Origin of the sequence: Geodermatophilus normandii (genome assembly GCF_003182485.1) — a bacterium.
In the GTDB taxonomy this organism is placed as follows: domain Bacteria; phylum Actinomycetota; class Actinomycetes; order Mycobacteriales; family Geodermatophilaceae; genus Geodermatophilus; species Geodermatophilus normandii.
In genome coordinates this window covers 1,296,897-1,321,421 of record NZ_QGTX01000001.1, presented here as the reverse complement: position 1 = coordinate 1,321,421, position 24,525 = coordinate 1,296,897, and the positions used below count along the sequence as shown (strand labels likewise).

20 protein-coding genes and 2 tRNA genes are annotated in these 24,525 nt (G+C 74.1%); 17 read left to right on the top strand and 5 right to left on the bottom strand.

All coding sequences use genetic code 11. The features are described from left to right. The first annotated feature begins 596 nt into the window (after positions 1 to 596). From dnaN to JD79_RS06505, 5 genes are all read left to right on the top strand, one after another. Positions 597 to 1,760: a DNA polymerase III subunit beta gene (gene dnaN / locus JD79_RS06525; RefSeq protein WP_110004858.1), complete on the top strand. Its 1,164-nt coding sequence runs from the start codon at positions 597 to 599 to the stop codon at positions 1,758 to 1,760. A 96-nt stretch (positions 1,761 to 1,856) separates the two neighbouring features. Continuing rightward, entirely contained in the window at positions 1,857 to 2,789 is a 933-nt protein-coding gene (gene gnd, locus JD79_RS06520; RefSeq protein ID WP_110004857.1) for a phosphogluconate dehydrogenase (NAD(+)-dependent, decarboxylating), read from the top strand. 33 nt (positions 2,790 to 2,822) lie between these two features. Further along, positions 2,823 to 4,499, top strand: coding sequence for a DNA replication/repair protein RecF (gene recF, locus JD79_RS06515; protein ID WP_110004856.1), 1,677 nt, complete (start codon positions 2,823 to 2,825; stop codon positions 4,497 to 4,499). Between the two features lie 13 nt (positions 4,500 to 4,512). Continuing rightward, the gene (locus JD79_RS06510) at positions 4,513 to 5,298 is read left to right on the top strand and encodes a hypothetical protein (protein WP_211307888.1); all 786 of its coding nucleotides are present in this window, start codon (positions 4,513 to 4,515) and stop codon (positions 5,296 to 5,298) included. Between the two features lie 71 nt (positions 5,299 to 5,369). Further along, positions 5,370 to 7,052 carry an ABC transporter ATP-binding protein gene (locus JD79_RS06505; protein WP_245899822.1) on the top strand — a complete coding sequence of 561 codons (1,683 nt, stop codon included), beginning with the start codon at positions 5,370 to 5,372 and terminating at the stop codon, positions 7,050 to 7,052. 104 nt (positions 7,053 to 7,156) lie between these two features. Here JD79_RS06505 and JD79_RS06500 read toward each other — a convergent pair whose 3' ends face one another. Further along, positions 7,157 to 8,686 (bottom strand): SDR family oxidoreductase, encoded by a 1,530-nt coding sequence (locus JD79_RS06500; protein ID WP_110004854.1) that lies wholly within the window; start codon positions 8,684 to 8,686, stop codon positions 7,157 to 7,159. A 292-nt stretch (positions 8,687 to 8,978) separates the two neighbouring features. Between JD79_RS06500 and gyrB the strand changes: the two genes are divergently transcribed. The 8 genes from gyrB to JD79_RS06465 all read left to right on the top strand — a co-directional run bounded on the left by gyrB (position 8,979) and on the right by JD79_RS06465 (position 16,203). Beyond that, positions 8,979 to 11,015, top strand: a complete 2,037-nt coding sequence (gene gyrB / locus JD79_RS06495) for a DNA topoisomerase (ATP-hydrolyzing) subunit B (protein WP_110004853.1) — start codon at positions 8,979 to 8,981, stop codon at positions 11,013 to 11,015. An 83-nt stretch (positions 11,016 to 11,098) separates the two neighbouring features. Next, positions 11,099 to 13,567: a DNA gyrase subunit A gene (gene gyrA / locus JD79_RS06490; protein ID WP_110004852.1), complete on the top strand. Its 2,469-nt coding sequence runs from the start codon at positions 11,099 to 11,101 to the stop codon at positions 13,565 to 13,567. Positions 13,568 to 13,843: 276 nt separating this feature from the next. Continuing rightward, a complete protein-coding gene (locus JD79_RS06485) occupies positions 13,844 to 14,491 on the top strand; it encodes a DUF3566 domain-containing protein (RefSeq protein ID WP_245899820.1) in 648 nt (215 codons plus the stop codon). A gap of 56 nt (positions 14,492 to 14,547) precedes the next feature. After that, positions 14,548 to 14,621 (top strand) — tRNA-Ile (locus JD79_RS06480). Positions 14,622 to 14,691: 70 nt separating this feature from the next. Beyond that, complete coding sequence (locus tag JD79_RS22490; protein ID WP_170149137.1) at positions 14,692 to 14,841, top strand: DLW-39 family protein; 150 nt, start codon at positions 14,692 to 14,694, stop codon at positions 14,839 to 14,841. A gap of 40 nt (positions 14,842 to 14,881) precedes the next feature. Next, positions 14,882 to 14,954 (top strand) — tRNA-Ala (locus JD79_RS06475). 141 nt (positions 14,955 to 15,095) lie between these two features. Beyond that, complete coding sequence (locus tag JD79_RS06470) at positions 15,096 to 15,326, top strand: hypothetical protein (protein WP_146220401.1); 231 nt, start codon at positions 15,096 to 15,098, stop codon at positions 15,324 to 15,326. Positions 15,327 to 15,414: 88 nt separating this feature from the next. Continuing rightward, complete coding sequence (locus tag JD79_RS06465; RefSeq protein ID WP_245899818.1) at positions 15,415 to 16,203, top strand: GAF and ANTAR domain-containing protein; 789 nt, start codon at positions 15,415 to 15,417, stop codon at positions 16,201 to 16,203. Here JD79_RS06465 and JD79_RS06460 read toward each other — a convergent pair. Beyond that, positions 16,193 to 17,806: a methyl-accepting chemotaxis protein gene (locus JD79_RS06460; protein WP_110004849.1), complete on the bottom strand. Its 1,614-nt coding sequence runs from the start codon at positions 17,804 to 17,806 to the stop codon at positions 16,193 to 16,195. The genes JD79_RS06465 and JD79_RS06460 overlap by 11 nt on opposite strands. 489 nt (positions 17,807 to 18,295) lie before the next feature. Here JD79_RS06460 and JD79_RS06455 point away from each other — a divergent pair, with 489 nt between their 5' ends. Together JD79_RS06455 and JD79_RS06450 are read left to right on the top strand one after the other, a co-directional pair. Continuing rightward, positions 18,296 to 18,829, top strand: a complete 534-nt coding sequence (locus JD79_RS06455; protein ID WP_110007491.1) for a peptidylprolyl isomerase — start codon at positions 18,296 to 18,298, stop codon at positions 18,827 to 18,829. 128 nt (positions 18,830 to 18,957) lie between these two features. Beyond that, positions 18,958 to 19,725, top strand: a complete 768-nt coding sequence (locus JD79_RS06450) for a rhomboid family intramembrane serine protease (RefSeq protein WP_110004848.1) — start codon at positions 18,958 to 18,960, stop codon at positions 19,723 to 19,725. Between the two features lie 9 nt (positions 19,726 to 19,734). On the opposite strand, the gene JD79_RS06445 is transcribed toward JD79_RS06450, so the two are convergent. Both JD79_RS06445 and crgA read right to left on the bottom strand, forming a co-directional pair. Further along, positions 19,735 to 20,142, bottom strand: a complete 408-nt coding sequence (locus JD79_RS06445; RefSeq protein WP_170149136.1) for a PH domain-containing protein — start codon at positions 20,140 to 20,142, stop codon at positions 19,735 to 19,737. A gap of 468 nt (positions 20,143 to 20,610) precedes the next feature. Further along, on the bottom strand, positions 20,611 to 20,883 hold the full coding sequence (gene crgA, locus JD79_RS06440) for a cell division protein CrgA (RefSeq protein WP_110004846.1): 273 nt from the start codon (positions 20,881 to 20,883) through the stop codon (positions 20,611 to 20,613). 139 nt (positions 20,884 to 21,022) lie between these two features. Here crgA and JD79_RS06435 point away from each other — a divergent pair, with 139 nt between their 5' ends. Next, on the top strand, positions 21,023 to 21,787 hold the full coding sequence (locus JD79_RS06435; protein WP_110004845.1) for a DUF881 domain-containing protein: 765 nt from the start codon (positions 21,023 to 21,025) through the stop codon (positions 21,785 to 21,787). Between the two features lie 25 nt (positions 21,788 to 21,812). Further along, entirely contained in the window at positions 21,813 to 22,463 is a 651-nt protein-coding gene (locus tag JD79_RS06430; protein ID WP_110004844.1) for an aminodeoxychorismate/anthranilate synthase component II, read from the top strand. 62 nt (positions 22,464 to 22,525) lie between these two features. Here JD79_RS06430 and pknB read toward each other — a convergent pair whose 3' ends face one another. Continuing rightward, the gene (pknB, locus tag JD79_RS06425) at positions 22,526 to 24,496 is read right to left on the bottom strand and encodes a Stk1 family PASTA domain-containing Ser/Thr kinase (RefSeq protein ID WP_110004843.1); all 1,971 of its coding nucleotides are present in this window, start codon (positions 24,494 to 24,496) and stop codon (positions 22,526 to 22,528) included. Positions 24,497 to 24,525: the final 29 nt, after the last annotated feature.

Sequence of the window (24,525 nt, the reverse complement as noted above, 5' to 3'; positions counted from 1 at the left end):
GCCCCCGTGGCACCGCGTGCCGTCCCCAGGTCGTTCCCCATGTGTGCACGGAGCCCCGGCCCACCGCGCTGACCTGCGTCTTCGTCCCCGCAGCGGGTCGCCGTCCCCACCTCCTGCCGGCGCCGGCCGTCGCGGGCCCGGACGACCTGGGCACGGACTGGGGACAGGCAGGGGGAGAGGCGGGGACAGGACGTGGACGACGGACGGTGACTGTGCACGGCCGTCGAGATGTCCACGTGTCGACAACAGGGGCACACGGGTTCCCCACAGCGGGCCAACATGTCGACTCGGGCGCTGACCTGCGGAGAGGGCCTCGATCCCCAGCTTCCACACCGGTGATGACGGAGATGAGGGAGAGAGACCGGGATTTCTCGAACCCCAGTAGGGGTGGGGACGCTGCGGCCCGGAGGGTCTCCCGACGCCTCCGGCGGCCGCAGCGACGAGCACCCGCGAGCACCTGATCGGGTCCCGGGTTCCCCGATCCACGCCCCGACGGGCACGATGAACGACGCACCGCTCCCGGTCTGCACGGACGTCGGGGGACACGGGTGCACAGACGACAGCAGTGGGCCGTGCAGAGCTGGGGTGGATCGGTCATGGAGTTCCGGGTGACACGCGAGGTGCTCGCCGATGCCGTCGCGTGGACGGCGCGCAGCCTCCCGCCGCGGCCGTCGGTGCCGGTCCTCGCCGGGATCCTGCTCGAGGTCGACGGCAGCCAGCTGTCGGTGTCCGGGTTCGACTACGAGGTGTCCGCGCGCGCGGAGGTCGACGTGCAGGCCGGTGAGAGCGGCCGGGTGCTGGTCCCCGGCCGGCTGCTGGCCGAGATCACCCGCGCACTGCCGCCGCACCCGGTCGACGTCCGGGCCGAGGGACCGCGGCTGTCCATCACCTGCGGCAACGCCCGCTTCAGCCTCCCGACCCTGCCGGTGGAGGACTACCCGTCCCTGCCGTCGATGCCGTCGTCGGCCGGGGTCGTGGACAGCGACGTCTTCGCCGAGGCCGTCGGCCAGGTCGCCGTCGCCGCCGGCCGGGACGACACCCTCCCCATGCTCACCGGCGTCCGGCTGGAGATCGAGGACGACCGGGTGACGCTCGCCGCCACCGACCGCTACCGGCTGGCCGTGCGCGAGTTCGCCTGGCGCCCGGAGACCCCCGGCACCTCCGCTGCGGTGCTGGTCCCGGCGCGCACCCTCGCCGACGCCGCCCGCACCCTGACCAGCGGCCCGGAGATCGTCGTCTCGCTGTCCTCCGGCGGCTCGGGCGAGGGGATCCTCGGCCTGTCGGGCAAGGACCGGCAGACGACCACCCGCCTGCTCGACGCCGAGTTCGTCAAGTACCGGGCGATCATGCCGAGCGAGTCCGCCGCGCACGCGACGCTGCCGGTCGTGCAGTTCACCGACGCCGCCAAGCGGGTGGCGCTGGTCGCCGAGCGGGGCACGCCGCTGCGCTGCGAGTTCACGCCGGGGCAGGTCACCCTGCGGGCCGGCGGCAGCGACGACGAGGGCCAGGCCGAGGAGCGCTGCGACGTCGACTTCGACGGCGATCCGCTGACCATCGGCTTCAACCCGACGTTCCTGCTCGACGGGCTGGCCGCGGTCCACACCGGCCGGGCGCGGATGGACTTCACCAGCCCGCTCAAGCCCGCGGTGCTCTCCGGCGTCGAGGAGCCGGCCACCGACGACGCGGACGGCGGGCAGCGGCCCGCGGAGCGTCCCGGCAGCTACCGCTACCTGATCATGCCGGTGCGCCTGCCCGGCTGAGGTGTCCCGGGCGGTCGGCGAGGGCACCGCACACCGCGGGCGGCGCACCGTCGCGTGCGCCCGTGCCATGACGACCTGCGAAGGAAGGACGGAGCCGTGCAGCTGGGGCTGATCGGGCTGGGCAAGATGGGCGGCAACATGGCCACGCGGCTGCGCCGCGCCGGCCACGAGGTGATCGGGTACGACCACTCGCCGGACAAGCGCGACGTCGACAGCCTCGAGGCGCTCGTCGGCGCGCTGTCGGCGCCGCGGGTGGTGTGGGTGATGGTCCCGGCCGGTGAGCCGACGCGGGCGACGGTCAAGGAGCTGGCCGACCTGCTGTCGCCCGGCGACGTCATCGTCGACGGCGGGAACTCGAAGTACACCGACGACCAGGTCCACGACGTGCTGTGCCGCGAGAGGGGGATCGGGTACGTCGACGCCGGGGTCTCCGGCGGGGTGTGGGGCCTGGAGAACGGCTACGCCCTGATGGTCGGCGGGACGGCCGAGGACGTCGCCAAGGTGCAGCCGGTGTTCGACGCCCTCAAGCCGCCGTCCCCGAAGGACGAGTCCGGCCAGGACGTCCCCGGCGCCGGCTTCGTGCACGCCGGGCCCGTGGGTGCCGGGCACTTCAGCAAGATGGTCCACAACGGCATCGAGTACGCGCTCATGCAGGCCTACGGCGAGGGCTACGAGCTGCTGGCCGCCGTCGACCTCATCGAGGACGTGCCCGGCGTCGTCAAGTCCTGGACGCAGGGGACGGTCATCCGCTCGTGGCTGCTGGACCTCCTGGTCCGCGCGCTCGACGAGGACCCGGGTCTGGAGAAGATCAGCGGCTACGCGGAGGACTCCGGCGAGGGGCGCTGGACCGTCGAGCAGGCGATCGAGAACGCCGTCCCCATGCCGACGATCGCCGCCTCGCTGTTCGCCCGGTTCTCCTCGCGCCAGGACGACTCGCCGACGATGAAGGCCGTCGCCGCGCTGCGCAACCAGTTCGGCGGGCACGCGGTGCACGCCGTGCGGGCCCAGGAGGTCGAGCGTCCGGCGTGAGCACCGCGGCCGTCCTCCCCGCCGGGCGCTGAGGTGTACGTCCGGCACCTGCAGCTGGTGGACTTCCGCAGCTGGGAGAAGGTCGACCTGGCGCTGCGGCCGGGCCCGACGGTGTTCGTCGGCCGCAACGGCGAGGGCAAGACCAACCTCGTCGAGGCGGTCGGCTACCTCGCGACCATGAGCAGCCACCGCGTGTCGGCCGACGCGCCGCTGGTCCGCCACGGCGCGGGGCAGGCGGTCGTCCGCGCGGCGCTGCGCCGGGAGGACCGCGAGCTGCTCGTCGAGGTGGAGGTCAACCCGGGCCGGGCCAACCGCGTCCGGGTCAACCGCGCCGCGCTGCCGCGCCCGCGCGAGCTCCTCGGGCTGGTGAAGAGCGTGCTCTTCGCCCCCGAGGACCTCGCGCTGGTGCGCGGCGACCCCGCCGAGCGCCGCCGGTTCCTCGACGACCTGCTGGTCAGCCGCACCCCGCGGCTGGCCGGCGTCCGCAGCGACTACGACCGGGTGCTCAAGCAGCGCAACGCCCTGCTCAAGACGGCGCGGATGGCCCGCGGCGACGCCCTGGCCACCCTCGACGTCTGGGACGCCCACCTCGTCGACTACGGCGGGCAGCTGCTGGCCGCCCGCCTCGCACTGGTCGCCGACCTGGCCCCGCACGTCGCGCGTGCCTACGCCACCGTGGCCGGCGCGGGCGGCGCGGCGGCCGGGCTCGGGTACGCGAGCACCGTGCCACTGGCCGGCGACGGCACCCCGCCGGCCCCGGACGCCCCGACGCCGAGCGCGGCCGGGCTGTCGGCGGCGCTGCGCGAGCGGATCGCCGAGCGGCGCCGCGACGAGGTGGACCGGGGGATGACGCTGGTCGGCCCGCACCGCGACGACCTGGTCCTGCACCTCGGCGGTGTCCCGGCCAAGGGCTTCGCCAGCCACGGCGAGTCCTGGTCGCTGGCCCTGGCGCTCAAGCTCGGCTGCTTCGGCCTGCTGCGCGCCGACGGGGAGGAGCCGATCCTGGTGCTCGACGACGTCTTCGCCACCCTGGACGCCGGGCGGCGCGCGGCGCTGGCCGAGGTCGCCCGGTCCGCCGAGCAGACGCTCATCACCGCCGCCGTCCTCGACGACGTGCCCGACGAGCTGAGGGGAGCCCGCGTGGAGGTCGGCGAGGGCACGGCGACGCTGGTCGGGCCACCCCCGCGGAGCCGGCCGGGGAGGTGCCCGGTGGCTGACGACCGGCCGCCCCGCCCCAGCGACATCGCCCGCGCCGCGCTCGAGGCCGCGCGTGCGGCGTCGGCGTCCCGCCCGGCGCCCACCCGGCGCCGGGTGGCCGGCCCGCGGCGGCGGTGGACCGGCCCGGGCCCCGGCGAGGACGACCCGCAGCCGCTGGCCCGCCTGGTCGACTCGCTGGTCAGCACGCAGGACTGGTCCGAGCAGACCCGGGTCGGCGCGGTGTTCGGCCGCTGGTCGGCGATCGTCGGGCAGGACATCGCCGCCCACTGCCGGCCGGAGACGCTCACCGAGGGCGAGCTGCTCGTCGTCGCCGAGTCCACGGCCTGGGCCACCCAGCTGCGCCTGCTCGCGCCGACCATCCTCGCCAAGCTGCGCGCGTCGGTCGGCGGGGACGTCGTGACGCGGCTGCGCGTTGTCGGACCGACGGCCCCCAGCTGGAAGAAGGGCCCGCGGTCGGTCCGCGGGCGGGGGCCCCGCGACACGTACGGATGAGGACGGTGCCCCGATGAGCAGCCCCCGCGACGACCGGCCCGGCGACGACCCGCGTGACGACGACCCGCGGTACGACGACCCGCGCTCGGACGACCCGCGCTCGGACGACCGGCAGGAGCCCGGCCGGTTCGGCGACGACGACCGCGCGCCGCAGGGCGTTCCGGTGACCGTCGGGTCCGGCCGTGCGCCCCGGGCGCCGTCGGTGGTGGAGCAGGTCTTCGCCTACCGCGGCGACACCGTCGGTGCGCAGGGCTGGGCGCTGCAGCACGGCTGGGAGATCTCCGACGGCACCGCTCCGCAGGACGCCGTCCTCGCCGAGCTGGTGGCCTCCGCCCCGGTGCGCGCGACGAGGGACCACCGGCCGGCCGGCGTGATGCGCGGTCGGAGCGGGAGGCTGGAGTTGGTCGCCTTCGACGTCGTCTTCGTCGACAAGCGGTACACCGTGCCGGAGTACGCGGTCACTGCCGCGCCGGTGCTCCTGCCGCTGCCGGGCCTGCGGCTCTCGCCGGCCCGCTTCTGGAGGCACCGTACCGGCGGCCTGCTGCACGTGCCCAGCGGCGACGAGGCCTTCGACGCCCGCTGGGTGCTGCTGGCCGCCGAGGACGGCGAGGCGGTGCGCCGGCTGGTCGGCGACGTCACCGTGCGCGGCCTGCTCATGAACTCCGACGACGGCGACGAGTTCTGGGCCGCCGCCGGCCACCTGGCCGCGATCCGTCCCGACGGCCACCGTCCCGAGCTGATCGAGCATCACGCCCGCCTGCTGGGCGCGATGGTCTCCGCCCTGGCCGGCGTCCCCTGAGCACCCCGGACGGGCCGCCGGCCGCGGGCCTGCGCGACCTCCTGCCGCTGGTCCGCCCGCACCGCCGCCCGTTGCTGCTCGCCGCGGGGCTGTCGCTGGTGGGCGCGGCGGCCGCGCTGGCCCAGCCCGCGCTGACCGGCCGCGTGATCTCCGCCGTCGGCGCCGGTGACCCGCTGCTGCCGGCCGTGGCGGCGCTCGTGGTGGTCCTGGTGGCCGGGGCGGTGCTGAACGCGGTGCAGTCCTACGTGCTGCAGCGCACGGGGGAGGGTGTCGTCCTCACCACCCGCCGGACGGTCGCCGACCGGCTGCTGCGGCTCCCGGTCGCGGAGTACGACCGCCGCCGGACCGGTGACCTGATGTCGCGGGTCGGCGCGGACACCACGCTGCTGCGTGCGACGGTCACCTCGGGTGTGGTCGAGGTCGTGGGCTCGGCGGTGGTCGGCGTCGGCGCACTCGTGGCGATGGTGCTGGTCGACGTCTGGCTGCTGCTGGTGACCGTCGCCGCCGTGGCGGTCGGCATGACCGTGGTGGTGCTCAGCAGCCGGCGGATCCGGGCGCTGTCGCGTCGGGCGCAGGAGGAGGTCGGCGCGATGACGGCGGCCGTCGAGCGGGCGCTGTCGGCGGTGCGCACCATCCGGGCCAGCGGCGCCACCGCCCGGGAGGTCCGCGCCGTGGGCGCCAGTGCCGAGCGCGCCTACCGGGCGGGCGTCTCGGTCGCCCGGGTGGAGGCGTTCGTGGCGCCGGCCGGGTCGATCGCCGTGCAGGGCGCGTTCCTGGCCGTGCTGGGGCTCGGCGGCTACCGCGTGGCCACCGGCTCCATCGCCGTCGCCGACCTGGTCGCGTTCATCCTCTACCTGTTCCTGCTGGTCATGCCGCTGGGGCAGGCGATCTCGGCGTGGACCCAGCTGCAGACCGGCCTCGGCGCGCTGGCCCGCATCCAGGAGGTGCTGGTCCTCGATCCGGAGCGCGACGACGTCGCCGAGGTCGGCGGGGCGACCACGGCACCGCGCCGGCCCGCGGACGGCGTCCCGCTGCTCGAGCTCGACGACGTCTCGTTCGCCTACCCCGACGGCACGCAGGTGCTGCGCGGGGTGTCGCTGTCGGTCCCCGCCGGCAGCCGGGTGGCGCTGGTCGGGCCCTCGGGCGCGGGCAAGTCCACGGTGCTGGCGCTGGTCGAGGGCTTCTACCCGCTGACCGGCGGCACGATCCGCTGGGCCGGCACCGACGTCCGCGAGCTGCCACGGGCGGCGCTGCGCGCGCAGCTGGGCTACGTCGAGCAGGAGGCGCCGGTCCTGGCGGGGACGGTGCGGGAGAACCTGCTGCTGGCCGCCCCGGACGCCGGCGACGACGAGCTGTGGGCGGTGCTGGCCGACGTGGGGCTGACCGCGGTGGTGCAGCGCTCGGCGCGCGGGCTGGACGTGCCGGTCGGCGACGAGGGCGTGCTGCTCTCCGGCGGTGAGCGCCAGCGGCTGGCCATCGCGCGGTCGCTGCTGTCGCGCCCGGCGCTGCTGCTGCTCGACGAGCCGACCGCCAGCCTCGACGCGCGCAACGAGAACCTGCTGCGCGAGACCCTGGCCGCCGCGGCCGCCGACCGCGCGCTGCTCGTCGTCGCCCACCGGCTGTCCACCGTGCTCGACAGCGACCAGATCGTCGTCCTCGACGGCGGCCGGGTGGTCGCCCGCGGCACGCACGCCGAGCTGGTGGAGACCAGCCCGCTCTACCGCGAGCTCGCCACCGCCCAGCTCCTCGTCTGAGGGCCGCGCATGATCAGGTGACCTGATCGTGCTGCGTCCTGGCTCACCGTCGGCAGTGAGCCAGGACGCGTCACGGTGCCCCAGGACGGCCGGCAGGGACCTGATCAGGCCGCCTCGTCCGCCCGCGTCACGCCCTGCTGGTCGAGGGCCTCGGCGGTCTTGGTGATGTTGCGGACCATGCTGCCGAAGACGACGCCGTGGAACGGCGAGATGCTCCACCAGTAGAGCTGCCCGAGCAGGCCGAGCGGGTGGAACGTCGCCTTCTGCCGCAGCCGGGTGCGGGTGGGTGGGTCGACGCCCTCGCCGGTTCGTTCCACGTGGAACTCGAGCCAGGCGAGGCCCGGCAGCCGCATCTCCGCGCGCAGCCGCAGCAGCCGGCCCTCCTCGAGCTCCTCGACCCGCCACCAGTCCAGCGCGTCGCCGACCAGCAGGTCGCTCGGGTCCCGGCGGCCGCGGCGCAGGCCCACGCCGCCGACGGCCCGGTCCAGCCAGCCGCGGACCTCCCAGGCCAGCGGGAAGCTGTACCAGCCGGTCTCCCCGCCGATGCCCTCGACGACCCGCCACAGCGCCTCCGGCGTCGCGTCGGTCTCCCGGGTGCGCTCGTCGAGGTAGAGGCTGCCGCCGGCCCAGTCGGGATCGGAGGGCAGCGGGTCCGACGGCGCCCCGGGCACCGAGGCGCCGGTCCACCGGGTGTCGACGGCGTTGTTGCGGACCTTGAGCACGGCCAGGCGCACCGCCTCGTCGAAGCCGAGCAGGCCCTCGGGTGGGTCGGGCACGTACCGGGCGATGTCGTGCTCCCGGCACACGACGGTGTTGCGCAGCGACTCCACCAGCGGCCGGGCGATGGCCGCCGGCACCGGCGTGATGACGCCGACCCAGTGGCTCGACAGCGACGGCGTGAAGATCGGCACCGGCAGGATCCGCCGCCGCGGCAGGCCGGTGACCTCGGCGTAGCGCTGCATCATCGTGGCGTAGTCCATGACGTCGGGACCGCCGATGTCGAAGCAGCGGTGGACGTCGGGCGGCAGGGTGGCGCAGCCGACGAGGTAGCGCAGGACGTCCCGGATGGCGATCGGCTGGATCCGGCTGTGCACCCAGCGCGGGGTGACCATGACCGGGAGCCGCTCGGTGAGGTAGCGCAGCATCTCGAACGACACCGAGCCCGAGCCGAGGACGACGGCGGCGCGCAGCACCACGGTGGGCACGCCGGAGGCCAGCAGCACCCGCGCCACCTCCCCGCGGCTGCGCAGGTGGGGGGAGAGCACCTCGTCCTCGGGCTCGAGGCCGCCGAGGAAGACGAGCCGGCCGACACCCGCGTCGCGGACGGCGCCGGCCACGACCTCGGCCGTCCGCCGCTCGGTCGCCTCGAACTCCGGGCCGCTGCCCAGGGAGTGGATGAGGTAGTAGACGACGTCGACGCCCTCGCACGCCCGGGCCACCGCCCCGGCGTCGGCGGCGTCGGCCTCGGCGACCTCGACCTGCCCGGCCCACGGCCGGTCGCGCAGCTTGCCCGGGGAGCGGGTGAGCACCCGCACGCGGTGCCCCGCGGCCAGCAGCTCCGGGACGAGGCGGCCGCCCACGTAGCCGGTGACGCCGGTGACCAGACAGGTGAGTGCACGCTCGGCTGGTGCCATGTCGACCAGTCTGCGAGCGGTGCACGGCGCCTGCCGGACGGCCGGGACGGTTCCGGCGGGCCCAGCGGCCCTGGGCGGGCGTGTCGGACCGTGGGGCAACACGGGTGGTACGTCCGAGGTCGTGAGTGGCGCAGGAGCGCCCTCAGGGCGTGCGTGACGCCGTTCTTGTCGGTGGACCCGGTAACATGGGACGCAGGAATCCCCAGCATCCGGCTCAGCGGCGCTGTGCGCCCCGCGACCCCTCCCCGTCGGGAGGCACCCGCGCGCCGGGAGCGTGACAGAAGGGCCCCACGTGGTCGCTCGACCGAAGACCGAGAACTCCTACTCCGGCAGCTCCATCACCGTCCTCGAGGGGCTCGAGGCGGTCCGCAAGCGGCCCGGCATGTACATCGGCTCCACCGGGGAGCGCGGCCTGCACCACATGGTGTGGGAGGTCGTCGACAACGCCGTGGACGAGGCGCTGGCCGGGTTCTGCGACACCGTGCGGGTCACCCTGCTGGCCGACGGCGGCGTCCGGGTCGAGGACAACGGCCGTGGCATCCCGGTCGACGTGCACCCCGTCGAGAAGCGGCCCACGGTCGAGGTCGTCATGACCGTGCTGCACGCCGGCGGCAAGTTCGACGGCAAGAGCTACGGCGTCTCCGGCGGCCTGCACGGCGTCGGCGTCACCGTCGTCAACGCGCTGTCCACCTCGCTCGACGTGCGCATCTGGCGCGACGACGTCGAGTGGCACCAGACCTACTCGCTGGCCAAGCCCGGCCCGCTGGAGGAGGTCGGCCCGACCACCAAGCGCGGCACCCAGATCACCTTCTGGGCCGACGGCGACATCTTCGAGACGACGACCTACTCCTTCGACACGATCAGCCGCCGGCTGCAGGAGATGGCCTTCCTCAACAAGGGCCTGCGCATCGTCCTGCGCGACGAGCGGCCGGGTCAGGGCAAGGCCGAGACCGGCGTCGCCGACGAGGTGTCGGTCGCCGAGCTGGCGCCGAAGCCGGGTGCCGAGGAGCAGGCCTTCGAGGCCACCGAGGTCACGTACCACTACGAGGGCGGCCTGATCGACTACGTCGGGCACATCAACGCGAAGAAGACGCCGATCCACAAGTCGGTCGTCAGCTTCAGCGCCGAGGGCACCGGCAAGAACGACATGCGCATGTCGGTCGACGTCGCGATGCAGTGGTCCGACGCCTACTCGGAGTCGGTCTACACCTTCGCCAACGTCATCAACACGCACGAGGGCGGCACGCACGAGGAGGGCTTCCGCGCGGCGCTCACCTCGATCGTCAACCGCTACGCCGTCGAGAAGAAGCTGCTCAAGGAGAAGGACGAGAAGCTCACCGGCGAGGACATCCGCGAGGGCCTGGCCGCGATCGTCTCGGTCAAGATCGGCGACCCGCAGTTCGAGGGGCAGACGAAGACCAAGCTCGGCAACACCGAGGTCAAGGGCTTCGTGCAGAAGGTCTGCAACGACCAGATCTCGCACTGGTTCGAGGCCAACCCGTCCGAGGCCAAGACGATCATCACCAAGGCCGCCTCGGCCGCCCGCGCCCGCCGCGCGGCCCAGGACGCCCGCAAGCTCGCGCGCAAGAACCTGCTGAGCAACAACTCGCTGCCGGGCAAGCTCGCCGACTGCCGCTCGACCGACCCGCGCAACTCCGAGATCTACATCGTGGAGGGCGACTCGGCCGGCGGCTCGGCGAAGTCCGGCCGCGACTCGATGTTCCAGGCGATCCTGCCCATCCGCGGCAAGATCATCAACGTCGAGAAGGCGCGCATCGACCGGGTCCTCAAGAACACCGAGGTCCAGTCGATGATCACGGCCTTCGGCACCGGCATCCACGACGAGTTCGACCTGTCGAAGCTGCGGTACCACAAGATCGTGCTGATGGCCGACGCCGACGTCGACGGCCAGCACATCCGCACGCTGCTGCTCACCCTGCTGTTCCGCTTCATGCGGCCGCTGGTCGAGGCCGGGCACGTCTACCTGGCGCAGCCGCCGCTGTACAAGATCAAGTGGGGCGGCAAGTTCGGTGACGAGTACGTCTACACCGACAAGGAGCGCGACGCCGTCCTCAAGGCCGGTGCCGAGGCCGGCCGCAAGCTGCCCAAGGACGACGCGATCCAGCGCTTCAAGGGCCTCGGCGAGATGAACGCGACCGAGCTGTGGGAGACCACGATGAACCCGGAGACGCGGATCCTGCTGCAGGTCACCCTCGAGGACGCCGCCACCGCCGACGAGCTGTTCAGCGTGCTCATGGGCGAGGACGTCGAGGCCCGCCGCAGCTTCATCACCCGCAACGCCAAGGACGTCCGCTTCCTCGACGTGTGACGCGCGCCGGGCCGCGGGGTGACCTCCGCGGCCCGGGCGCCGTCGTCCGCCCTCCCTGAGCACCGAACCGGAGTGACCCCAACGTGACCGAGACCCCTGCCCGCGACCGCGTCGAGCCGGTCGACCTGCAGCAGGAGATGCAGCGCAGCTACATCGACTACGCGATGAGCGTCATCGTCGGTCGCGCGCTGCCGGAGGTGCGGGACGGCCTCAAGCCGGTGCACCGCCGCGTGCTGTACGCCATGTACGACCAGGGCTTCCGCCCCGACCGCGGCTACGTCAAGTGCGCCCGCGTCGTCGGCGAGGTCATGGGCAACTACCACCCGCACGGCGACTCGGCGATCTACGACGCCCTCGTGCGGCTGGCCCAGCCCTGGTCGATGCGCTACCCGCTCATCGACGGCCAGGGCAACTTCGGCTCGCCGGGCAACGACCCGGCGGCGGCCATGCGCTACACCGAGGCCCGCCTCACGCCGCTGGCCATGGAGATGCTGGCCAACATCGACGAGGAGACCGTCGACTTCCAGCCCAACTACGACGGCAAGAACCAGGAGCCGCTGGTCCTGCCGGGGCGCATCCCCAACCTGCTCATCAACGGCTCGGCCGGCATCGCCGTCGGCATGGCCACCAACATGCCGCCGCACAACCTGCGCGAGGTCGCCGCGGCCGTGTACTGGGTGCTCGAGCACCCCGACGCGGAGCCCGAGGAGGCCCTCACCGCCTGCATGGAGCGGATCAAGGGCCCCGACTTCCCGACCCACGGCCTGATCGTCGGCCGCGACGGCATCGAGGAGGCCTACCGCACCGGCCGCGGGTCGGTCCGCATGCGCGCGGTGGTCACCGTCGAGGAGGACGCCCGCGGCCGCGTGCAGCTCGTCGTCACCGAGCTGCCCTACCAGGTCAACCCGGACAACCTGGCCGAGGCGATCGCCGAGGGCGTCAAGGACGGCCGGCTGCAGGGCATCAGCGAGATCGCCGACGAGTCCAGCGACCGCGTGGGCCGCCGGCTGGTGATCACCCTGCGCCGCGACGCCGTGGCCAAGGTCGTGCTGAACAACCTCTACAAGCACACCCAGCTGCAGACGTCCTTCGGCTGCAACATGCTCTCGATCGTCGACGGCGTCCCGCGGACACTGCGCCTCGACGAGCTGGTCCGGCTCTACGTCGACCACCAGATCGAGGTCATCCAGCGGCGGACGCGCTACCGGTTGCGCAAGGCCGAGGAGCGCGCGCACATCCTGCGCGGCTACGCCAAGGCCCTCGACCAGCTCGACGCCGTCATCGCGCTCATCCGCAGCAGCGAGTCCGCCGAGGCCGCCCGCACCGGCCTCATGGAGCTCCTCGACGTCGACGAGATCCAGGCCGTCGCGATCCTCGACCTGCAGCTGCGCCGGCTGGCCGCCCTCGAGCGCCAGCGGATCATGGACGAGCTGGCCGAGATCGAGGCCCGCATCGCCGAGCTGCAGGCGATCCTCGACTCGCCGCAGCGCCAGCGCGAGATCATCCGCGACGAGCTGGCCGAGATCGTCGACAAGTACGGCGACGACCGCCGCACGCAGTTCGTCGCCAACGACGGCGACGTCTCGATGGAGGACCTCATCGCGGAGGAGGAGGTCGTCGTCACCATCACCCGCACCGGCTACGCGAAGCGGACGAAGAGCGACCTCTACCGCTCGCAGCGCCGCGGCGGCAAGGGTGTGATGGGGGCGGCCCTCAAGCAGGACGACCTCGTCGACCACTTCTTCGTGGGCTCCACCCACGACTGGATCCTGTTCTTCACCAACAAGGGCCGGGTCTACCGGGCGAAGGCCTACGAGCTGCCCGAGGCCAACCGCACCGCCCGCGGCGCGCACGTGGCCAACATCCTGGCCTTCCAGCCGGACGAGAAGATCGCCCAGGTCATGCAGATCAAGGACTACGGCGTCGCGCCGTACCTGGTCCTGGCCACGGCGAACGGCCAGGTCAAGAAGACCCGACTGGCCGACTTCGACTCCCCGCGCAGCGGCGGCGTCATCGCGATCAACCTGCGCGAGAACGACGAGCTGGTCGGCGCCGCCCTCATCGACCCGGAGCAGGACCTGCTGCTGGTCACCCGCGCGGCGATGTCGATCCGGTTCAAGGCCGACGACGCCACGCTGCGGCCGATGGGCCGGGCCACCGAGGGCGTGCGCGGCATCGCGCTGGCCCCCGGCGACCGGCTGCTGTCGATGATGGTGGTCGAGGAGGGCGTCGACGTCCTCGTCGCCACCGAGCGCGGCTTCGCCAAGCGGACAGGCATCGAGAACTACCCGGCGCAGGGCCGCGGCGGCAAGGGCGTGCTCACCGCCGACCCCAAGGCGCGCAAGGGCGCCCTGGTCGGGGCGCTCGCGGTGACCCTCGGCGACGAGCTGTACGCGATCACCTCCGGCGGCGGCGTCATCCGGACCCCGGTCAACGGCGTGCGCCACAACAAGGACCGGGCCACCATGGGTGTCAAGCTCATGAACTTGCCCGAGGACGTGACGATCGTGGCGATCGCCCGGACGACGGACAACGACGAGCCCGCCGCCTAGGGTGAGACCGGGAGCACGGCGTGTGGCGACCTCGGGTCGCCGCTCGCCCCCGGCTCCCACTGACGGGAACGACCGGCGCCCGGGCGCCTCCGGCACCGCGCCGGGGCGACCGGACGCGACGACGCGGCGAGGGCCGCAGGCGAACGGGAGAACGGCATGAGCGACCGGCCGCAGGCGGTGCGCACCGGGGTCCGCCCGGACGGCGCGCCCGGAGCGGACGGCACGCCGGGGACGGGTGCGTCCCCGGCGGGTGCGTCTCCGGTGGGTGCGTCTCCGGTGGGTGCGACGACGGCGGGCCAGCCGGCCGCGGGCGGCCCGTCGCTGGCCAAGCCGGCCACCGGCCAGGTCCCCCTCCAGGCACCGGGTCAGGCACCGGGTCAGGCACCCGCGCAGGGTCACGGGCAGGGCCCCGGCCCGGTCCCGGCCGACGCCACCGTCCCGCCGCCGTCGGGCACCACCCAGGTCGTGCCCCCGGCCTCCGTCGCGCCCCCGCCGGCCACCGGCGCCCGCACCGGGCAGCAGCAGGCGGCGGGCAAGGGCAAGGGCCGCGGTGTCCGCGGTCCGCGCCGGGCCCGGCTGCAGCTGCGGCACATCGACACCTGGTCGGCGTTGAAGATCTCGCTCGTCCTGTCGATCGCGCTGTTCTTCGTCTGGATGGTGGCGATCGGGATCCTGTACGGCGTCCTGTCCGGCCTCGGTGTCTTCGACACCCTCAACGACCTGTTCGGCCAGCTCGGCACGGCGTCGGACGGCGAGGGCGGCAGCAACGTCATCACCCCGGGCATCGTCTTCGGCGGTGCGGCCGTCATCGGCGCGATCAACATCGTGCTGATGACCGCGCTGGCCACCGTGGCGGCGTTCGTCTACAACCTCTGCGCCGACCTGGTCGGCGGCCTCGAGGTCACGCTCGCCGAGCGCGACTAGTCGGGTACCCGCGTGCGGGGGTCCGGAAGGGCCCAGGTACGCTGGTCGAGGTCCACGGGCCTGTAGCTCAGGCGGTTAGAGCGCATCCCTGATAAGGATGAGGCCGGAGGTTCAAGTCCTCCCAGGCCCACCCGTGTACCGGTGCCCCGGCACCGCGGCAGCGAGGCCCCGTCCGTGGCCGCCGTCCCAGGAGGTACTGCGTGCTCAAGAAGCTGGCCCTGGCCGCCGTCGCGGCCGGCGCCGTCGCTGCGGTCCGCCGGCGCTCGTCCGGCACCGGCACGCGCGAGGCGGATCTCTGGCACGAGGCCACCAACGGCCCTCAGTCGGTCAGCCGCCCCACCACCGGCTGATCCCCCACTCCCCTCCGGGAGCTTCCCGGGACACAGCCCGGGGGACGTAGCTCAATTGGCAGAGCACCGCCTTTGCAAGGCGGGGGTTAGGGGTTCGATTCCCCTCGTCTCCACTCGCACGACACCGCCCGGCCCTCCCGGCCGGACCGCCTCCGGGCACGTCCTGCCGCGCCGAGGAGGCCGGTGCCGGGAGGCACCGGCGTAGCGTGGGGCCGGTCCAGCAGCGGGCGCCCTCCGACCAGAGGTCGTTCCCCGTGCCCACGGACACGCTTGTCCTGGCCTGCCGCCTCAGTGGCCTCTCCCTCACCGAACTGTGGTGGGAGTACCTGGCCCTCGGCGGAACCCGCTCGCCGGCGGAGCTGGCGGCTCGCATGGCACCCGGGCACCCGTGGCCGGCGCTCGAGGACCTGGTGCTGTCGGCGGCAGCGGACGAGGCCCTCATCAGTGGCGGTCTGCCGCCGCTCGTCCGCTCCTCGGCCGGCTGAGCCTCCGGCCCGGGTCCGCGGCCGGTGCGACCCGGGGTCGCCGCGGCGTCGGCTCCCGCTCCGGACGGCGCGGCGATACCTTGGGGCCGTGGGCGACGTCGGCGACCGTTCCGGTGGCAGCGCGCCCATCGACCGGCCCGACGAGCTGATGAGCCGCATCGCGCGCCGGCTCCAGGTGGAGCACGGCGACGTCGAGGGCCTCCTGCAGGCGATCACCACCGCGGCCGTCACGACGGTCCCGGGCGCCGAGACGGGCAGCATCAGCTACGTCCACGCACGCCGGCAGGTGCAGTCCCGGGCCGCGACCGGGGACCTCTCGCGCCGGGTCGACGAGGCCCAGGAGCGGCTGCACGAGGGCCCGTGCCTGGACGCGGTCTGGGAGCAGCAGGTCGTCCGGGTCGAGGACATGCGCCACGAACCGCGGTGGCCTCGCTTCGCCGCCGAGGCGGCCGCGCTCGGTGTGGGCAGCAGCCTGAGCTTCCGACTCATGGTCGAGGACGACCGTCTCGGCGCCCTGAACCTCTACTCCCACGGGCCCGGCGCCTTCACCGATGCGTCGGTCGAGATCGGCCTGGCGATCGCCGCCCACGCCGCGATCGCCCTCACCGGTGCCCGGACCGAGGCGAACCTTCGCGCGGCCATCGACAGCCGCGACCTCATCGGCCAGGCCAAGGGCATCCTCATGGAGCGCTACAAGATCACCGCCGCCCAGGCCTTCGCCGTGCTGGCGCGCGCCTCCCAGGAGACCAACCGCAAGCTCCTCGACATCGCCCTCACGCTCAACGACACCGGAGCGATGCCGGCACCCCGGACACCCGAGGACCCCCCCCGTCCGACCTCACGGCAGTCGGCCGGGCGGGATCCGCTCAGTAGGTGAAGCGGGCGACGCTGGTGCGCAGGTCGGCGGCCATCCGCGACAGTTCGTCGACGGCGGTGCGGGTCTGGGTCAGCGCCTGGGTGGTGGACTCCGCGGCGGTGGAGACCCCGGAGATGTTGTCGGCGATCTGACCCGATCCCTGGGCGGCCTCGGCCACCGAGCGGCTCATCTCGTTGGTGGTGGCGGTCTGCTCCTCCACCGCCGAGGCGATGGTGGTCTGCCGGTCGGAGATCTGCGCGACGATCTGCGAGATCTCCCCGATCGCGCCCACGGCGGCGGTGGTGTCGCCCTGGATGGCCTGCACCCGGCGGGCGATGTCCTCGGTGGCCTTGGCGGTCTCCTGCGCCAGCTCCTTGACCTCGTTGGCGACCACGGCGAAGCCCTTGCCGGCCTCCCCGGCCCGGGCGGCCTCGATGGTGGCGTTGAGCGCCAGCAGGTTGGTCTGCTCGGCGATCGAGGTGATCACCTTGACCACGTTGCCGATCTCGGCGGAGGACTCACCCAGCTTGGCCACCGTCGCCGTCGTGGTCTCCGCGGCGGTGACGGCACGGGCGGCCACCGCGCTCGCCTCGGCGGCGTTGGTGGCGATCTCCCGGATCGAGGCGCCCATCTGCTCGGCGCCGGCGGCCACGGTCTGCACGTTGCGCGACACCTCCTCCGCGGCACCGGAGACCACGCCGGACTGCGCGGAGGTCTCCTCGGCCGAGGCCGAGATCTGCGCCGCCGACGCCGACAGCTCCTCGCTCGAGGCCGCCACCGCGTCCGCGGCACCGACCACCGACGCCATCACGCCGCGCAGGTTCTGCACCGCCTCGTCGAGCGCGCGACCGGTCTCGCCGAGCTCGTCGCGGGAGCGCAGGCCACTGCTGCGCGTCAGGTCGCCGGCCGCCAGGCCCGACGCGACCTCCTGGACGCGGCGCAGCGGGCCGACGATCTGCCGGCCGATGACGAGGGCCAGCGCCAGTCCGAGGACGGCACCGATCCCCAGGATCACCAGGACCTGGGTCCGACCGCTGCGGTAGGACGCCTCGGCGTTCGCCTGCGTGCGCTCGACGGCCTCGGCCTGGGCCACGCTCAGCGCCTGTCCGGCGTCCACGACGATCCCGAACAGCCGGTCGCACTCGGCCAGCACCGGCGCCACGTCGACGGCGGGGTCCATGGCGCGGCTGGCGGGCAGGATGGTGCCGTCCCGGAAGGCGCGGTAGTCGGCCACCTCCTCGAGGTAGCGGTCCAGCAGGCCGGCGTCGGCCCCCTCCTGGCGCAGGGCCGCCACCTCGGCGTCGAAGACGTCGTCGAACGAGGCGATCTCCTGCTCGCGGCGCGGCTTGTCCGCGACGGGGCCGGCGAGGTGCAGCAGGACACGCTGCCGCATGCTGCCCATGGCCTCCTGCGCCTCGGCCAGGTCCTTGAGCGGCACCGCGCCCTCGCTGTAGATGCTCTCGGCGGCGGCGTTCACCCTCCCGAGCTCGAGGATCGACAGTCCGCCGACGGCGCCGGCCACCAGCAGCAGCGCCGCCAGCAGGGCCATGAGCTTGGTGTTGACGCGGCGGTCGGCGAACCAGGTGGCGCGCACCGTCTCGCTCGGGGGGACAGCCGTGCTCATGGCGGGCTCCAGGGTTCGTGCGTCGTCGTCTCGCGGGCCCTCCGAGGATGGAGGCCGCGGGGCCGCGGGCAGCGGTGGTCGCGCCGGCGCGACGCAATCGCGGCCGGACGTGCGCTGACCTGCGCCCACCGGAGCACTTGTCGATGCACCGGCGGCCACGACCGGCGGCCGGTCCCGCGGGGACGGGCCGCGTCGTCGCGCCGTCGCCGCAGGTGGAGGACGCGGCGGCCGCACGCGCGAGCGCCGCGGGTGTCCACCAGTCGACCGGCGGGAGGACCGTCGTCGCCCCCGGCCCCTCCGGTGAGGAGGGACCGGTGCGCGACACGCGCCGGACCCGCGGCCGGGGTCGGCGCGCGCGGTGGGCGGCGAGGACGTCCCGGACCGTGCAGTGGACGACGTCCGAGCAGCTGCGCGAGGGTGGGGTCGACGGCCGCGCCCGCCTCCGGCCTGACCGGGACCGGTCCGCCCGCAGGTGGGAGAGTGGAGGGCGTGACCGAATCGACCCCCGCACGCCGTGCCGTGCTGCACACCAACCACGGCGACATCACCGTCGACCTGTTCCCCGACCACGCGCCCAAGACGGTCGCGAACTTCGCGGACCTGGCCGAGGGCCGCCGCGAGTGGACGCACCCGGCCACCCGGCAGAAGACGACCGACCCGCTCTACGACGGGACGGTCTTCCACCGGATCATCGACGGCTTCATGATCCAGGGCGGCGACCCGCTCGGTCAGGGCTTCGGCGGCCCGGGCTACCAGTTCGGCGACGAGTTCCACCCCGAGCTGTCCTTCGACCGGCCGTACCTGCTGGCCATGGCCAACGCCGGCCCGGGCACCAACGGCTCGCAGTTCTTCATCACCGTCGGTCCCACGCCGCACCTGAACCGCAAGCACACGATCTTCGGCGAGGTGGCCGACCAGAGCAGCCGCGAGGTCGTCGACCGCATCGCGAAGGTGCGCACCGGCCGCAACGACAAGCCCGTCGAGGACGTCGTCATCCAGTCGGTCGAGGTGCAGCGCAGCTGACCACCGGTCCCGACGACGGGGGCGCCGGCCGGCCGCCGGCGCCCCCGTCGGCCACCTGCTACCGCCATCCGGACCGGCCGACGGGTGTCCGGTGCGTCCGGTGCGACCGGCCCATCTGCCCGGAGTGCATGACGCCGGCCTCGGTCGGCTTCCAGTGCCCCGACGACGTCCGCGCGGGCAACGCCGGCGTCCGCCGTCCCCGGCCGGCCCCCGGCCTGGCCCGCGCCCGGCGCCGGTTCGGCCCGGTGACCGTCTCGCTGGTCGCCGTCAACGTCGTCGTGTTCGTCGTCACGGCTCTCTCGGCGGCCTCCGTCGGAGAGAACCCGCTGGACAACTGGCGCTCGCCGGTGTTCCAGGAGTTCTCGCAGGTCCCCGTCCTCGTCGACGTCTTCGGCGAGGACTGGCGGCTGCTCACCGGGGCGTTCCTGCACATCGGGATCACCCACCTGCTGCTCAACATGCTGAGCCTGCTCGTCTTCGGCCCCGAGCTCGAGGGCCGCCTCGGCTGGTGGCGCTACCTCGTCGTCTACCTGGTCTCCGCCCTGGGCGGCGCCGTGGCCATCCAGCTCTTCGGGGAGCCCGCCCGGCCCGTGGCGGGCGCCTCGGCGGCGCTCTACGGCCTGCTGGGCGCTCTCGGCGTCCTCATGCTGGTGGCCCGCCAGGACCTGCGCGGCCTGCTCACCCTGCTGGCCATCAACGTCGTCATCAGCTTCCTGCCCGGGGTGTCGCTGCTCGGCCACCTGGGCGGCCTGGTCGCCGGGATCCTGGCCACCGGCCTGCTCGTCCTCGCCCGCCGGCGCACGGCCCTGCAGGCGGGGGGACTCGTCGTCCTCGCGGCGGCGATGGTGACCCTCGCCCTCGTCGTCCCCGCGCCGCTGGTCGTGCTCGGCCTCTAGCGGCGGGACTCACCCCGGCCGCAGCGCCTCGAGGGCCCGCGCGACGGCCGCCGGGTCGGCGCCCAGGTCCCGGCGGCCCAGCAGCACCAGCGTGCCGGCGTCGTCGGGACCGGCGGCGGTGTCCAGTTCCAGCAGCCGCGAGCGCACCCCCAGCCGCCGCGTCGTCCGCAGCCGCACCCGCAGGCCCGCCCAGGGCAGCCGGTCCCGGCCGCCCAGCGTCCGCACGACGACGCCCGCCCCGTCGGCCGTCAGGCGGGGCCGCAGGACGACGTCGCGCAGCGCCACGGCCAGCAGCAGCGCGCCCGCGGCACCGACCAGCACCCGGCCCGCGGCGTCCAGGGTGAGCGCCCCCAGCGCGAGCAGCGCACCGGCGAGACCCAGCGTGACGGTCTCCGCCGTCCGTGCCGACCACTGCACGTCCCCAGCCTCCCAGGCCGTGTCGTCCGTCCACAGGCCGGGGGACCTGGGGACGGCGTCCCGCACCAGGGGATCTGCCCTGTTCGGCGCGCGTGTCGACTCCTCGACGCGAGGTCCGCGCTCGCTGTGGGTGACCGTCCTGGCACGGGGGTCATGTCGACACATCCACAGCTGGGTACACAGCTGGGGACAAAGCACAGACCTGTAGTTACTCGGCTGCCCTTCTCGTCACACGCGCCCCATCGGCGAGGAAACCGCAGGTCAGCGCCGTGCACTCGAACACCCGTTCTCCACATGCGGTGGACAACCCTGGGGGTGGAGCGCCTTGTCGACCTGTGGATGCACCGGTCGGCTGTGCACAGCGGTGCACACCCCCGGTGGCGGCGGCTCCGCCCGTCCCGTGTACGCACAGAGGCCCCCGTCCCGGGCGCGGGACGGGGGCCTCTGTCGAGGGTGCGGCGGGCGGAGCTACCGCCAGCGCATCGACATGACCAGGCCGAGCACCATGGCGCCGAACCCGATGGCGAAGTTCCAGGCGCCCAGCGACACCATGAACGGGATCTGGTCGCCGGCCACGTAGTAGACGACGATCCAGAGCAGGCCCAGGACCATGAGCGTGACCATGAGCGGCGCGTACCAGCGCGGGCTGGGCTGGACGGCCCGCGCGTTGGCCGCCCGCGACTGCAGCACGCCCTCCGGCGGCGTGTAGACCGACTTCTTGCGGACCTTCGACTTGGGCACTGGCGACCGTCTCCTGCTGACTCGCTCGGTTGGCCGGTCCGTCGCGACCGGCACCATCGCCGCCCAGCCTAAGCTCCGAGGGGAGCCGCACGGTCCCCCCGACGGTCGTGCCGCCCCTCGCGTCCCCCCAGGAGCCGCTGTGACCCCGCCCGAGCCCCCGGCGACCGTCCGCCGCGGCCGCTCCGCCTGGGGCGCCCTGGTGCCCGTCGTGGCCCTCGCCGCGGGACTGCTCTTCGCGACCTCCGGCCAGACCGCCGAGGGCTCGGACCTGCGGGCCGGCGACGTCACCGAGCTGTCCGGGCTGATCGCCCAGCGCGACGAGGTCATCGCCGAGCAGCAGCGGCTCCTGGCCGACCTGCAGCGCCAGGCGCGGCGGCTCACCGACCAGGCGGCGTCCCGGGACGGCGCCGTCGCGCAGGCCCAGCAGGCCGGGGACGCCGGCGCCCTCTCGGCCGGCCTGGTGGCCCTGCGCGGCCGGGGCGTGGAGATCGTCCTCGACGACGCGCCCCGCCGGCCCGACGGCAGCCTCCCGGCGGGCGCCCGCCCCGACGACGTGGTCATCCACCAGTCCGACGTCCAGGCGGTCGTCAACGCCGTGTGGGCCGCCGGGGCCGACGGCGTCGCCATCATGGACCAGCGGCTGGTCGCCACCAGCGCCGTCCGCTGCGTGGGCAACGTGCTGCTCCTGCAGGGACGCACGTACTCGCCGCCGTTCGTGGTCACCGCGATCGGCGACCCCGCCGCCATCCGCGCGCAGCTCGCCGCCTCGCCGCAGGTGGCGGTCTTCCAGCACGCGGTCGAGGACTTCGGGCTGACCTTCGGCGTCCGTGACCGTCCGGAGGTGGCGGTGCCCGCCTACACCGGCACGCTGGACATGGCCTACGCCACAGCCGCTGACGGCTGAGCGGGCGCTGCGGTACACAGGGACCGTGAGCCGGCCCGTCCTCGTCGTCGACAACTTCGACAGCTTCGTCTACAACCTGGTCCAGTACCTGGGCCAGCTGGGCGTCGAGTGCGTCGTCCGGCGCAACGACGCCGTCACCGTCGACGAGCTGCCCGACCTCGACGTCGCCGGCGTCCTGCTGTCCCCCGGGCCGGGCACGCCCGCCGGCGCCGGGGTGACCGTCCCCATGGTCCGCGTGGCGGCCGAGGCCGGGACGCCGGTGCTGGGCGTGTGCCTGGGCCACCAGGCGATCGCCGAGGCGTTCGGCGCCGAGGTCGTCCGGGCGCCGGAGCTGCTGCACGGCAAGACCAGCGAGGTCGTGCACGACGGCGCCGGCGTGCTCGCCGGGTTGCCGTCGCCGTTCACCGCCACCCGCTACCACTCGCTGGCGGTGGACCGTGCCACGGTGCCCGACGAGCTCGAGGTCACCGGCGCGACGGAGTCGGGCATCGTCATGGCGCTGCGGCACCGCGAGCTGCCGATCGAGGGCGTGCAGTTCCACCCCGAGTCGGTGCTCACCGAGGGCGGCCACCAGATGCTGGCCACGTGGCTCGCGACCTGCGGCCTGGCCCCCGACCCCGCCGTCGTCGAGGCGGCCGCGGCCGGCGCACGCAGGCTGTCCGCCGCCGCCGTCTGACCCCCGGAGACGACGAGGGGCCCCTCCCGGACGGGAGGGGCCCCTCGCGTGTCCCGGTGGCCTCAGCCGCCGGGACCGCCTGTGTTGCCGCCGGGATCGCCACCGCCGGTACCGGGTTCGCCACCGGCCCCGCCCTCGTCGGGGGCCTGGCGGTAGACGATCAGCGTGATCTCGCCGTCGGCGGCGACGGAGGAGCCCGGCGTCGGGTCGCTCCCGGCGACCGTGCCCACGGTCTGACCGGCCTCGGCCGCCAGGTCCTGGATGGTGATCGTGCCGGTGAAGCCGGCCGCGGTCAGCGTCTGCCGGGCCTGCTGCTCGGTCTGGCCGACGATCGCGGTGGGCACGCCGATCTCCGCGGCGCCGCCGGAGACCTGCAGGGTGATCGCCTGGTCGGCGGCCGCCTGCTGGCCGGCGGCCGGGTTGGTGGCGATCGCGGTGCCGGCGGGCTGGTCGGAGTCGACCTCGCTGACGGTCACGTTGCGGAAGCCGGCGTCCAGGAGCGCCTGGCGGGCGGCGTCCTGCGCCTGGCCAGCCACGTCCGGGATCGCGTCGGTGCCGTCGGAGACCGACAGCGTGACGGTGGTGGACGGCGCGACCGCGGTGCCCTCCTCGGGGTCCACCGCGACGACGGTGCCCTCCTCGGCGAGGGAGTCGGCCTGGTCGGCGTCGACGTCGCCGGTGAAGCCGGCGTCCTCGAGCGCCGTGCGCGCCCGGTCCTCGTCGAGGTCGACCACCTGCGGCACGGTCACGGTGTCCGGGGCGACGCCCACGGTCAGGGCGACCTCGGTGCCCTCGTCGACCTGTGCGCCACTGTCGGGATCGGTGTCGAGCACCGTGCCGACCTGGGACTCGTCGGAGACCTGCTGCTGCGTCACCTGGGCGGCGACCGTCAGGCCGACGGCCTCGATCGCGGTGCGGGCCTGCTCCTCGGTCTGCCCGACCAGGCCCGCGGGCACGGCGACCCGCGCGGCGGCCTGCGGCTGCTCGTCGTCACCGGAGTTGACCAGCAGGGCCACCCCGACGACGGCGCCGATGAGCACGAGCGCGCCGACGACCAGGGCGACCACGCGGTTGCGCTTGCGCCGGCGCGCGGCCTCGTCGTCGTCCCAGTCCCCGTCGCCGTAGGCACCCGGGGTGGCACCGAGGATGGTGGTCTTCTCCTCGTCGCCCATGACCGGCGTGGCCTCGACCCGCTGCCCGGCCAGCGCCCGGAGCAGGTCGTTGCGCATCTCGGCGGCCGACTGGTAGCGGTTGGCCGGGTTCTTGCTCATGGCCTTCATGACGATGGCGTCGAGCTCCGGCGGGATGACCGGGTTGATCGAGGACGGCAGCCGCGGGTCCTCGCGCACGTGCTGGTAGGCCACCGACACCGGCGAGTCGCCGGTGAACGGCGGGGCGCCGGTGACCAGCTCGTAGAGCAGGCAGCCGAGCGAGTAGACGTCCGAGCGGGCGTCGACGGCCTCACCGCGCGCCTGCTCGGGGGAGAGGTACTGCGCGGTGCCGATGACCGCGGCGGTGGAGGTCATCGTGGCGGCGGAGTCCGACACCGCGCGGGCGATGCCGAAGTCCATCACCTTGACGGTGCCCTGGGGCGTGATCATCACGTTCCCGGGCTTCACGTCGCGGTGCACGATGCCGTTGCGGTGGCTGAAGTCCAGGGCGGCGCAGATGTCGGCCGCGAGGGTCATCGCCCGCTCCGGTCGCAGCACGCCCTCGCGGCGCAGCACGTCGCGCAGCGTCTCGCCCTCGACGTACTCCATGACGATGTAGGGCGTCGCGCCGGCCGGCGACCGGTCCTCGCCGGTGTCGTACACCGCCACGATCGACGGGTGGTTCAGCGACGCCGCCGCCTGGGCCTCCCGGCGGAAGCGGACCTGGAACGACGGGTCGCGCGCCAGGTCGCTGCGCAGCACCTTGACCGCCACCTCGCGGCCGAGCCGCAGGTCCCGGCCCCGGTGCACCTCCGCCATGCCACCGCGGCCGAGCACCCCGCCGATCTCGTAGCGCTCACCGAGCACCTGGGGGGTGGTCATCCGTGGTCCTCTCGGGCGGTGCTCTGGCG

Bases quoted from the DNA above. Each gene is read 5' to 3' on its own strand.
- dnaN (WP_110004858.1), top strand. From the start codon at position 597: ATGGAGTTCCGGGTGACACGCGAGGTGCTCGCCGATGCCGTCGCGTGG.
- JD79_RS06510 (WP_211307888.1), top strand. From the start codon at position 4,513: ATGAGCAGCCCCCGCGACGACCGGCCCGGCGACGACCCGCGTGACGAC.
- JD79_RS06500 (WP_110004854.1), bottom strand. From the start codon at position 8,686: ATGGCACCAGCCGAGCGTGCACTCACCTGTCTGGTCACCGGCGTCACC.
- JD79_RS06460 (WP_110004849.1), bottom strand. From the start codon at position 17,806: ATGAGCACGGCTGTCCCCCCGAGCGAGACGGTGCGCGCCACCTGGTTC.
- JD79_RS06450 (WP_110004848.1), top strand. From the start codon at position 18,958: ATGACGCCGGCCTCGGTCGGCTTCCAGTGCCCCGACGACGTCCGCGCG.
- pknB (WP_110004843.1), bottom strand. From the start codon at position 24,496: ATGACCACCCCCCAGGTGCTCGGTGAGCGCTACGAGATCGGCGGGGTG.